Here is an 11,069-nt window from a genome sequence, read left to right on the forward strand (position 1 = left end):
GCCAGAAATTCCTGATCAAAACGATCGAAGAGCTCTCCGGCGCCAGCATCGACCACTACGCCGAGGTCAACCTGCTGGGATTCCACGACATCACCACCGCCGTCGGCGGCGTGGACGTGTGCCTGCTCGACGACGTCGACGACAGCTCCTACTCCGGCGCGGTGTTCAAGGCGGGCCCGCAGACGATCTCCGGCGCGGACGCGCTGGCGTTCGTGCGCCAGCGGCACGGGCTGCCGCGCGGCGACCTGGACCGGGTGGTGCGCCAGCAGGTGTTCATGTCCGGACTGGCGGGCAAGATGCTCTCCACCGGCACCCTGAGCAACCCGAGCAAGCTCGGCGATCTGATGCAGGCGCTGGAGAAGTCCGTGGTGCTGGACCAGGGCTGGGACGTGGTCGACTTCGCCCAGCAGATGTCCGGCATCGCCGGTGGCGACATCGACTTCCAGACCATCCCGATCGAGCTGGTCGGCGAATCCGGTGCCGAGGACGTCGAGGCGAACCCGCGCGAGGTCAAGCAGTTCGTGGACAACCTGCTGATGCCGCCCGCGGAACGCGCGGCCAAGGAGCAGGAGGCGAAGGCCGCCGAGGAGCAGCGCAGCGGCACCACGGTCAGCGTCTTCAACGCCTCCGGCAAGACCGGCCTGGCCGCCGACGTGCTCAGCAGCCTCAGCCAGGAGGGCTTCAGCCAGGGCGGCAGTTCCAACGCGGACTCGATGCCGACCTCGCTGGTCTACCACGCGCCCGGGGACGAGGCCGCCGCGCAGCAGGTCGCCGAGAGCCTCGGCGGGCTGCCGCTGAAGGAGAGCAGCAACCTCGGCGCGGGCGCGGTGGAGGTGTACCTGGGCGCGGACTACGCGGGCCCCGGCACGCAGAACTTCGCCGGTCGCAAGCAGATCCGGCTCGACGGCGGCAGGCAGGCCAGGCCGCTGCCCGCGCAGCAGAACCCGAACGGGCCGGACGGCCCGATCAACGCGGGCGGGGTCCCCTGCGTGAACTGATCCCGGCACGACCCCGCTGATCGCCCCGCCGCGCGGCCCGAACGGGCCCGCTCGGCGGGGCGATCCGGTTACAGTGGATCAACTCTGGGAATCGGGCCGCTGTCGGGGCGGCTCCGCCGGGGAGGCCGCCGCATCGGGGAGGGACCGTGGCCGTCGACGAGGACGCCCCCGGGACGCCGGGGAGGCGCGGGGGCCGCGCGCTGCGGATCTTCGGCCGGGCGGTGATCGCGCTGCTGTCGGCCTGCGTGCTCGCGGTCGTCGCGGCCGGGTGGACCGCGCTGGACCGGCTCAGCGACGAGGTCGGCGGCTCCGAGGTGCTCACCGAGACCCCCGACGCGCCGCCGGCCGACGACGCCGCCACCGACGTGCTGCTGGTCGGCAACGACAGCCGCACCGACGCGCAGGGCGATCCGCTGCCGCTGAGCGTGCTGCGCGAGCTGCGCACCGAGAGCACCAGCGGGCTCAACACCGACACCCTGATCCTGCTGCGGATCCCGCACGACGGCTCGCAGCCGACGGCGGTGTCGCTGCCCAGGGACACCTCGGTGCCGGTGCCCGGCGGCGGCACCCAGAAGATCAACGCGGTGTACGGGCTGGCGAAGGCGGCCGCGTCCCGGCAGGACCCCGCTTCCGGCGCCGCCGCCGAGCGGCGCGCGCAGCTGGCCGGGCAGCGCGCGCTGGTGCAGAGCGTGCAGGGCCTCGCGGGCGTCCGGGTGGACCGCTACGCCGAGGTGAACCTGCTGGGCTTCTACGAGGTGACCGACGCGCTCGGCGGGGTCGAGGTGTGCCTGCGGCACGCCACCAGCGACAAAAACTCGGGCGCGGACTTCGCGGCAGGGCGCCAGACCATCTCCGGTGGCGACGCGCTGGCGTTCGTCCGCCAGCGGCACGGGCTGCCGCGCGGCGACCTGGACCGGATCGTGCGCCAGCAGGCGTTCCTGGCCGCGGTGACGGACAAGCTGCTGTCCACCGGGACGCTCACGAACCCGGCGAAGCTCGCCGAGCTGCAGGAGGCGGCGCGGCGCTCGGTGGTGCTGGACCAGAGCTGGGACGTCACCGAGTTCGCGGCGCGGATGCAGGGCCTCGCCTCGGGCAGCGTCCGGTTCGTGACGCTGCCGGTGCGTTCGGTCGGCGACCGCGACGAGCACGGGCAGAGCGTGGTGACGGTGGATCCGGCGCAGGTGCGCGGGTTCGTCGCCGGCCTGGTGCCCACCGCCGGTTTCGGCGCGGGCCCGGCGCTGGACCTGGACGGTTCGGCGCGGCGGCAGAGCCCGCCCGCACCCGCGATCAGCTCCACGGGCATCCCCTGCATCAACTGAACCCGACCGCACGGGCCGCTCCCGCGCTGCACCGGACACCCGCACCGCTCGCCGTCGAACCGCCCCGGCGGGCCGCGGCTCTTTCCCGTCAGCGGCGAAGCCGATGAGCAGCGACCACACCCGCGACCGGACCACCCTCGTGCTCAGCAGCAGAACCACTAGGGTCCCCGCATGAGCATCACGCAGGCGCTGCTGGCCCCGATGGTGGCCGCCGGATCACCGCGGCCGTTGATCACGCACTACGACGACGCGACCGGCGCGCGGGTCGAGCTGTCCAGGGCCACCACCGCGAACTGGGCGGCGAAGACGGCGAACTGGCTGGTGGACGAGCTCGACGTGGAGCCGGGCGCCCCGGTGGCGGTCGCGCTGCCCGCGCACTGGCAGACGCTGGGCGTGCTGCTGGGCGCGTGGTGGTGCGGAGCGCACGTGGTCGCCGATCCGAAGGGCGCCGAGGTGGCGTTCGTGCCGGGTTCGGTGCTGGAGGCGGGCGCGGGGGCGCACGTGGTGGCCGCGGTCGGCTTGGACGCGATGGGCGGGCCGGTGCGCGGGCTGCCCGCGGAGGTCGTGGACTACGCCTCGGACGTGCGGGTGCACGGGGACGACTTCGCCCCGCGCGACCCGGTGCCGGGCAGTGCTCCCGCGCTGCTGGAGTTCAGCGTGGACGAGGTGCTGGGGCTGGCGTCGCGGCGCGCCGCCGAGCAGGGCGTGGACCGCGGGGCGCGGGTGCTGTCCGCGCGGAACTGGACGTTGCCGCAGGGCGTGCTGGACGGCCTGCTGTCGGTGCTGTCGGCGCAGGGTTCCCTGGTGCAGGTGAGCAATCCGGATCCGGCGAAGGCGCAGCGGCGCCGCGCGGACGAGAAGGTGACCGTCGAGCTCGACGGCTGATCGCCGCCGGATCCGCGCTCCGCGACCGCCCCGGGCGGCGCCACCACCGAGCGGTGCCGCCCGGCGTGCCGGGTCGCGGAGCACGAACCGTCCGGCCTCCCCCGCCGGAGCCACCGGCCGCGCGGGCCGGGCGTCGGGCCCGCGCGGCTCCGTGCTCGCGCGCGGCGGCGCCTCGGTCGGCGGCCGCCTCGCGCCCGGCACCTGGGTCAGGCGTCGACCTTGGCGCGTTCGGCCTGCGCGCCGCCGGTGAACAGCGCCTGCACGGTGTACTTGGGCCCGCTGAAGCCGAGCGCGAGGCTCGTCGCGGCGAGCACCAGCACGTATTCGAAGCCGCCGTCGGTGGCGAAGAAGCCGGCGCTCGCGTGCGCGGTGACGAGCGCGCCGAGCATCACGGCGGCGAGCAGCACGCCCGCCACGGGCATCAGCACGCCGAGGATGAGCGCGAGTCCGCCGAGCAGTTCGACGGTGGCGGTGAACCCTGCGGCGACGACGGGCATTGGGATGCCCATCTGCTCGAATCCGGCGCCGACGCCGGAGATGCCGTTGAGCACGAACTTCTGGTAGGCGTGCAAGACGAAGGTCACGCCGACGACCAACCTGGCCAGCAGGATCGTGACGTCGCGGAGACGGTGCTGCATCAGCTCACCTTTCGGGGGGCACGGGGGTTCCGACCGCCCAGCATATACATGAAGTTTCAAATAAAAGGCCGAATGGGAAACTGGTCACGGAACCCGCACCCCCGCTGCGCCGGACGACCGAACCCGAACGCGCCCGGACGACCCAGCCGTCAGATCTACCCAAAGTAAGATACTGCTGAGTAGCATCCGGGCGTGCGCCGAGACGAGAGCCTGTTCCGCCGCGAAGGCGACCTGTTCGTGCCCACCGAAGCCGCGGGCAACCCGTGGGGCGAGCTCACCGGTGGCGGCCCAGTCGCCGGACTCGTCGCCCGCTCCGTCGAGCAGGCCCTCGACGAACCCGACCTGTTCGTCGCCCGGCTCACCGTCGACCTGCACCGCCCCGTCCCCCGCACCGGGATCACCGCCACCACCCGCACCGTCCGGGCCGGCAAGCGGCTGCGCGTGTTCGAGGTCACCCTCGCCCAGGACGGCACCGAGGTCACCCGCGCCACCGCCCAGGTGCTGCGCCGCAGCGGGGTCGACGGCGACCACGCACCCGAACCCACCCCGTTCCCCGGACCGCAGGGCCTGCCGGACTCCTCGCTGCTGCCCGCCGAACTCGGGCTGCGCTGGGGAGTGCACGACGTGGTCCAGGTCCGCTGGGTCCGCGACCAGCTCGCCGGCGGCCCCACCCAGGCGTGGATGCGGCTGCCGCTGCCGCTGCTGCCCGACGAACCGACCAGCAGGCTGAGCCAGGTCGCCGTCCTCGTCGACTGCATCAGCGCGGGCAGTCCCGTCGGCTCGCTGTTCGGCCCGTGGATCAACAGCGACATCACGCTGTACCTGCACCGGGAACCCGCCGGCGAATGGCTCGGGATGGAGATGGCGCGCGACGTCGAACCCACCGGCGTCGGCGTCACCCGCGCCCGGCTCTTCGACGAGCGCGGACCGGTCGGGACGGCCCACGAAGCGGTGCTGGCGCACCGCCTGGGCTGAGACCGCGCGGCCCGGCCGCGACATCGCGGAGATGGTCCCGACGCATTTCGCGCGGGGCATTGTTACGTGACTAGTACTTTCTTCACCGAATGGGGTCATCATCACCCGGGAGGCATTGTGCCCCACCCGGGCTCCTAGCAGTGTGATCGTCGGCATGAATCCGTGCCTGCACACCACTGCGGAGGCATTCATGGACGAGCAGACCGCTGCCGACGGCTACGAAACTCCCACGCTCGTGGAAATCGTGGAATTACCCGAGCCGGTCACCGCACCATTTTCCTCCTACCCCGCGACGCGCACCGATCCGAGAACGGAATGAGCATGCTCCAGCACCACTCCGGTTGGGTCGTACTGCCCGACGTGCCGGGATTGAAGAACGTCGTCGACCGATTCCCGGCGCAGGGGCGGATCGTGCTCCGCCACGATTCCGGGAACCCCTGGCTGGTCGGCCGCTTCCGCACCGACGACCTCGTCCCGGTCGCGCTCGGGCCGGTCCGGGTGGCGCTGCTGGGGTCCTGCCCGATCGACGCGACCCGGCTCGCGTCGATCGTGCACGGGCTGCGCTCGGTCGCCGACCTGGACGCGGTGCTGCACCGGCTGCCCGGCGGAGTGCACCTGGCCGCCTCGGTGCGCGGCGAGGTCCGGGTGCAGGGCGGGATCTCCGGGCTGCGGCAGGTGTTCCACACCCGGATCGGTGGCGTCCCGATCGCCGGTGATCGCGCCGACCTGCTCGCCGAGCTGGCCGGCGCGGGCATCGACGAGCAGGCGCTGGCGCTGCGGGTGGCGGTCGGACCGACCGGGCCGCCGCTGGACCGGCGCACCGCGTGGTCCGGGGTGCGGGCGCTGCCCCCCGACTCGTACCTGCGGCTCGCCGCCGAGCGGGCCCGGGAGGTGCGGTGGTGGCGGCCGCCGGAACCGGACGTGGCGCTGCGCCGCGGCGCCCGCGCCACCCGGGAGGCGCTCGACACCGCGATCCGGTCCGGGACCGGGCGCACCGGCGCCGACCTCTCGGGCGGGATGGATTCCACCGCGCTGTGCTTCCTCACCGCGCGGCACGAACCCGAGCTCGTCACGCTGAACCGCCGGGAAAACGACCGCGAGAACGGGGAGAACCGGTTCGCCGCCGAATGCGCGCGGCAATTGCCGGACGGCACGCACCTCGTGCTGGATCCGCGAGAACTCCCCTCCGCATTCGAGGATCCGGGAGCGCTCACCGACCACGAAGAACCCATTCCGCTTTTCCGGGAACTCGCCGCGACGGGCCGGTGCGCGGAACTGCTCGCCGAGCACGGCGTGCAGCGGCAGCTCGCCGGATTCGGCGGAGATGAAATCTTCGGGGGCCCGCCCGGACATCTGCATTCGCTGCTGCGGCAGCGCCCGGTGAAAGCGGTCCGGCAACTGCGCGGATACCGGTCGCTGCACCGCTGGCCGCTGCTGCCGACGATGGCGGCGCTGCTGGCCGCGCACGACGTGGCGCACTGGTGGCGGGAGCAGTCCGACCGGCTCACCGCGCCGAACGGGCCGCGGCACCACGCCGGGCTGGACTGGGGTCCCGCCCCGCTGCGCGCGGCGCCGTGGGCGAGCGCCGACGCGGTGGCCGCCGCCCGCGCCGAGCTGCGCACCGCGGCCACCGAGGCCGAACCGCTCGCGGCCGACCGCGGCAGGCACCAGCTGCTCACCGCGCTGCGCACCGCGGCACCCGGGTACCGGCGGCTGGTCCGGCGGTACGCGGCGGCCGGGGTGCGGCTGGAACTGCCCTACTACGACGACCGGGTGGTGGAAGCGGCGATCGCGGTACGCCCGGCCGAACGGGCGTCACCCTGGCGGTACAAGCCGCTGCTGGCCGAAGCCGCCCGCGGCACCGCACCGGACGCGGTGCTGCAGCGGCCCGTCCCCGCTCCCCGGCCGGACGCCGGGGTCGGGGCGGACGTGCACATCGGGTTCCGCCGCCACCGCGGCGCCGTCCTGGCGCTGTTCACCGACTCGGAACTCGCCGCGCACGGACTGGTCGACACCGGCGTGCTGCGCAAGCACCTGCTCGCGCCGCACGTCGAAACGCGCACCCTGGTCGCGCTGGAACACCTGCTGGGGTGCGAGGCATGGCTGCGCGGCGTCACCCAGGGCTCCACCGGGAGGACCGATGCACCTGCGACTGCGTCCTGACGTCGACCCCACCGACCTCGGCGACGGGACGGTGCTGCGCGACGAGCGCACCGGGCGGCGCTGGCTGCTCAACCGCACCGGCACCCAGGTGCTGCGCGGCCTGCTGATCGGGCAGGACGCGGACCGCATCGCGGGCGAGCTCGCCGACCGCCACCGCATCCCGGCGGAGGTGGCCCGCCACGACGTCGCCACCATCGTCGAACGCCTCCGCGGCGCGGCCCTGCTGGAATCCACCAGGTGAGTCCGCCGGGCGGCACCGCGGCGGCGGGCGGCGACGTCCCGCCGCCCGGGTCGGTCAGAGGCGCGCCTGCAGCGCCTCGTGCTTGTCGTGGACCATGCTCTCCAGGCCTTCCTGGAAGCGCGCCATCGCCGCGCGCAACCGGGTGCCCAGCTCACCGGAGTCCGCTGCGAGCGTGCGCACCGCCAGCAGTCCCGCGTTGCGCGCCCCGCCGACCGAGACGGTCGCCACCGGCACCCCGGCGGGCATCTGCACGATCGACAGCAGCGAGTCCATGCCGTCCAGGTGCTTGAGGGGCACCGGCACGCCGATCACCGGCAGCACCGTCGCGGACGCCACCATGCCCGGCAGGTGCGCCGCTCCCCCGGCGCCGGCGATGATCACACGCAGGCCGCGGTCTGCGGCGTCGCGGGCGTAGTCCAGCATCCGCTGCGGGGTGCGGTGCGCCGAGTACACGCCGGCCTCGAACGGCACGTCGAACTCGGCGAGGGCCTGCCCCGCGGCCTCCATCACCGGCCAGTCCGAGTCGCTGCCCATGACCACGCCGACCAGCGGCCGTTCCTGCGCCATCTCCGGTTCCTCCCCGCCGGGCGCCCGCGCCCGGTGCTCCTGCTCGTCGTCGCGGCGAGCGACCGCCCGCCGTCCAGCCCATCACGTCCGCGGGGCAGCCGCCCCGCACCCCCGGTGCTCGCCGAGGCGGGTGTCAGTGGATCGGGTGGCCGTCGGCCCATTCCCCGGTGGAGAGGAAGTGCGCGGCCAGTTCCGCCTCGCGGCGGGTGGCGGCCATGTCGTCGCCGAGGACGGTGACGTGGCCGACCTTGCGCCCGGGCCGCTCGGCCTTGCCGTAGAGGTGCACCTTGGCGTGCGGGAACCGGGCGAACAGGTGGTGCGTCCGCTCGTCCACGCCCATCGCCGGTTCGGTGGGCGCGCCGAGCACGTTCGCCATCACCACGGCGGGCGCGGTGAGTTCGGTGCTGCCCAGCGGGTAGTCCAGCACGGCGCGCAGGTGCTGCTCGAACTGCGAGGTGCGGGCGCCTTCGATGCTGAAGTGCCCGGAGTTGTGCGGCCGCATCGCCAGCTCGTTGATCACGAGCCCGTCGTCGGTCTCGAACAGCTCCACCGCGAGCACGCCGACGACGCCGAGGGCCTCGGCGATGTGCAGCGCCAGGTTCTGCGCCTCGTTCCGCAGGTCCTCCGAGGCGTCCGGGGCGGGGGCGAGCACCTGCACGCAGATGCCGTCCTGCTGCACGGTCTCCACCAGCGGCCAGGCGGCGCCTTGCCCGAACGGGGAGCGCGCGACGAGCGCGGCGAGCTCGCGGCGCAGCGGCACCCGCTGCTCGACGAGCAGCGGCGCCCCGCCGTCGAGGAGTTCGCCGACGACGCGCTCGGCGCTCTCCGGGGTGTTCAGCGTCCACACGCCCCGGCCGTCGTAGCCGCCGCGGGCGGTCTTGAGCACGCACGGCCAGCCGTGCTCGGCGCCGAACTCCAGCGCCTGCGCGACCTCGGTGACCTCGGCGTACGGCGGTACCGGCAAGCCGAGCCCGGCGAGCTCGCGGCGCATCACCAGCTTGTCCTGGGCGTGCAGCAACGCGTCCGGCCCGGGGTGCACGGCGACCCCGGCGGCGACGAGTTCGCGCAGGTGCTCGCCGGGCACGTGCTCGTGGTCGAAGGTGACCGCGTCGCAGCCTTCCGCGAAGGTGCGCAGCGCGTCGAGGTCGGTGTGCTCGCCGAGCTGCACGTCCGGCGCGACCAGCGCCGCCGGGTCCTGCGGCGAGACGGCCAGCACCTTGAGGGACTGGCCCAGCGGGATCGCGGCCTGGTGGGTCATCCGTGCGAGCTGCCCACCACCGATCATGCCTACGACGGGAGTGCGAGTGCGGTGGTCCACGAGCAGGAGAGCCTACTGCCCGCCCTCCGGCACCCGGACCACCGGGAACGGTCAGTCCACCGCGCCGAGCATGGCGCAGGCCGCGGCGGGATCGCCCGGCAGCTGTTCCCGCCGGACCCGCACCGGCCCCACCGGGTGCAGCGCCGGATCACCGGCGATGCTGCGCCGCACCAGCATCCGCACCCGCTCGCACCGCTCCTCCAGGCAGGGCCGGCGGGCGGCGAGCACCGCGGCGGTGTCCGGCCGCAGCAGAGACACCGTCTCGCCCGCGTCGAACACGTCCCGCAGCACGTCCGCGGCCAGCACCATCGCCATCATCATCGGATATCCGCCGGTGTCCGGCGGGATGTCCAGCGACACCGTGATCAGCGCGTGGTCCTCGTCGGCGGTGCGGCCGGCCGCCAGCGCGCTCCGGTACACCTCGTGCAGCCGGGTCCGCAGGTAGGAGGCGGTGGTGAGCCCGGTGAGCGGGTCCTGCACCTCGCGCCCCACGGTGTACTCGGCCTGCACCTCGGCCCAGCCGAGCGCCAAGGGCCGCAGCATCCACGCGGGCACCGAGTCCTGGTCCGGCGAGACCAGCCCGTCGCCGGTGCCGGTGCTCGCGGCGTGCAGCGCGGCCACGTCCAGCAGCGCCTCGGCCAGCCCGACACCGGCCTCCGCGCGCGCCGCACCGAGCCTGCCCAGCGGTTCGGTGAGGTCCGCCCCGCTCGCGACCGCCCGGCACACCGCGTCGACGGCGCGCACCCCCCAATCGCTGGGGAACGGCCATCCCGCCGCGAGGCTCGCCGTGCGCCACCGCGACCGCAACGACCGGTCGATCCCCGTGCACCCCTGAATCCAGTTGCTCATCCCGACCCCCTTTCACCATGGAGACGACCTGCGCGTTCGACCATGACGGAAGACTGCGTGCAGGGCGCGGGGAGTCATCGATCACAATGAGGTTCGACGCGAATTCGCATCACGTTGGCGGATCGACGGGCGATCGCGCGGATGGTTCCATGAAGCGGATCTGCTCCGATCGGCGGATCCGGACGCACCCGGTCGGCTGGTCGCACCGGAACCCCGAGCGCGGACCCGCCCGACCAGCGGCACACCCCGGACAGCGGACCACACAAAGGAAGGTGCGGCGTGGCCACAGCCCCGGCCGAAGCGCAGGGCCCCAGCGACGGCGAGCTGATCGAGGCCGTCCGGCACGGTTCGACGGAGGCCTACGGGACGCTCTACGAACGCCACGTCGCCGCCGCGCAGAACATGGCCCGGCAGGTCTCCAGATCGCAGGCCGAGGCCGACGACCTGGTGTCCGAGGCGTTCGCGAAGGTGCTGGCCACGTTGCGCGGCGGCCGCGGCCCGACGACGGCGTTCCGCGCCTACCTGCTGACGGCGCTGCGCCACGTCGCCTACGACCGGACGCGCCGGGACCGGAAGCTGCAGCTGGCCGAGGACGTCACCGAGGTCTCCGGCGCCGAGGCGAGCGTGCCGTTCACCGACACCGCGGTCGCCGGGCTGGAGCGGTCGCTGGCGGCGCGGGCGTTCGCGCGGCTGCCGGAGCGCTGGAAAACGGTGCTGTGGCACATCGAGGTGGAAGGCGAGACGCCCGCCCAGGTCGGGCCGTTGTTAGGCCTCACCCCGAACGGGGTGTCGGCGCTGGCCTACCGCGCGCGGGAGGGCCTGCGCCAGGCGTACCTGCAGGTGCACCTGAGCTCGCTGTCCGACGACGAACCGGGGATCGCGTCCTGCCGGGCGGCGGCGGACCGGCTGGGCGCGTGGACGCGCGGCGGGTTGTCGAAGCGGGAGACCGCGCAGGTCGACAACCACCTCGACGGCTGCGACCGGTGCCGCGGGCTGGCGGCGGAGCTCGCCGACGTCAACGGCGGCCTGCGCGCGGTGATCGCGCCGCTGGTGATCGGCACCGGTGCCACGGCGTACCTGCTCTCCGGCGGCGGTGCTTCGGCGACCGCCGCGGCG

Annotated in this window: 12 protein-coding genes; 8 read left to right on the forward strand and 4 right to left on the reverse strand. The window is 74.0% G+C overall.

Features of this window, described 5'->3' with window-relative positions; genetic code table 11:
- From LCD31_RS26555 to LCD31_RS26565, 3 genes are all read left to right on the forward strand, one after another.
- The coding region (locus LCD31_RS26555; protein WP_224962516.1) for an LCP family protein at positions 1–998 on the forward strand (998 nt) is incomplete at its 5' end.
- A 146-nt stretch (positions 999–1,144) separates the two neighbouring features.
- Positions 1,145–2,317: an LCP family protein gene (locus LCD31_RS26560; protein WP_224962518.1), complete on the forward strand. Its 1,173-nt coding sequence runs from the start codon at positions 1,145–1,147 to the stop codon at positions 2,315–2,317.
- A 171-nt stretch (positions 2,318–2,488) separates the two neighbouring features.
- A complete protein-coding gene (locus tag LCD31_RS26565; protein WP_224962520.1) occupies positions 2,489–3,202 on the forward strand; it encodes a TIGR03089 family protein in 714 nt (237 codons plus the stop codon).
- 206 nt (positions 3,203–3,408) lie between these two features.
- On the opposite strand, the gene LCD31_RS26570 is transcribed toward LCD31_RS26565, so the two are convergent.
- Positions 3,409–3,840: a DoxX family protein gene (locus tag LCD31_RS26570; RefSeq protein ID WP_224962522.1), complete on the reverse strand. Its 432-nt coding sequence runs from the start codon at positions 3,838–3,840 to the stop codon at positions 3,409–3,411.
- A 192-nt stretch (positions 3,841–4,032) separates the two neighbouring features.
- Between LCD31_RS26570 and LCD31_RS26575 the strand changes: the two genes are divergently transcribed.
- From LCD31_RS26575 to LCD31_RS26585, 4 genes are all read left to right on the forward strand, one after another.
- Positions 4,033–4,815, forward strand: a complete 783-nt coding sequence (locus LCD31_RS26575; RefSeq protein ID WP_224962524.1) for a thioesterase family protein — start codon at positions 4,033–4,035, stop codon at positions 4,813–4,815.
- A 190-nt stretch (positions 4,816–5,005) separates the two neighbouring features.
- A complete protein-coding gene (locus LCD31_RS29315) occupies positions 5,006–5,134 on the forward strand; it encodes a hypothetical protein (RefSeq protein ID WP_255615122.1) in 129 nt (42 codons plus the stop codon).
- Positions 5,135–5,136: 2 nt separating this feature from the next.
- Positions 5,137–6,978, forward strand: coding sequence for an asparagine synthase-related protein (locus LCD31_RS26580; RefSeq protein WP_224962526.1), 1,842 nt, complete (start codon positions 5,137–5,139; stop codon positions 6,976–6,978).
- A complete protein-coding gene (locus tag LCD31_RS26585; RefSeq protein WP_224962528.1) occupies positions 6,956–7,219 on the forward strand; it encodes a lasso peptide biosynthesis PqqD family chaperone in 264 nt (87 codons plus the stop codon). Before LCD31_RS26580 ends, LCD31_RS26585 begins: the two co-directional genes overlap by 23 nt.
- Positions 7,220–7,273: 54 nt before the next feature.
- Here the strand turns inward: LCD31_RS26585 and purE are convergent, their stop codons facing one another.
- From purE to LCD31_RS26600, 3 genes are all read right to left on the reverse strand, one after another.
- The gene (gene purE / locus LCD31_RS26590) at positions 7,274–7,786 is read right to left on the reverse strand and encodes a 5-(carboxyamino)imidazole ribonucleotide mutase (protein ID WP_224962530.1); all 513 of its coding nucleotides are present in this window, start codon (positions 7,784–7,786) and stop codon (positions 7,274–7,276) included.
- 133 nt (positions 7,787–7,919) lie between these two features.
- Complete coding sequence (locus tag LCD31_RS26595) at positions 7,920–9,104, reverse strand: 5-(carboxyamino)imidazole ribonucleotide synthase (RefSeq protein WP_224962532.1); 1,185 nt, start codon at positions 9,102–9,104, stop codon at positions 7,920–7,922.
- A gap of 51 nt (positions 9,105–9,155) precedes the next feature.
- On the reverse strand, positions 9,156–9,953 hold the full coding sequence (locus LCD31_RS26600) for a hypothetical protein (protein ID WP_224962535.1): 798 nt from the start codon (positions 9,951–9,953) through the stop codon (positions 9,156–9,158).
- Positions 9,954–10,232: 279 nt separating this feature from the next.
- On the opposite strand from LCD31_RS26600, the gene LCD31_RS26605 reads away from it, so the two are divergent.
- A partial coding sequence (locus tag LCD31_RS26605; RefSeq protein ID WP_224962536.1) for a sigma-70 family RNA polymerase sigma factor occupies positions 10,233–11,069 on the forward strand: 837 nt, incomplete at its 3' end.

This window comes from Saccharopolyspora sp. 6M, assembly GCF_020176775.1.
In the GTDB taxonomy this organism is placed as follows: domain Bacteria; phylum Actinomycetota; class Actinomycetes; order Mycobacteriales; family Pseudonocardiaceae; genus Saccharopolyspora_C; species Saccharopolyspora_C gregorii.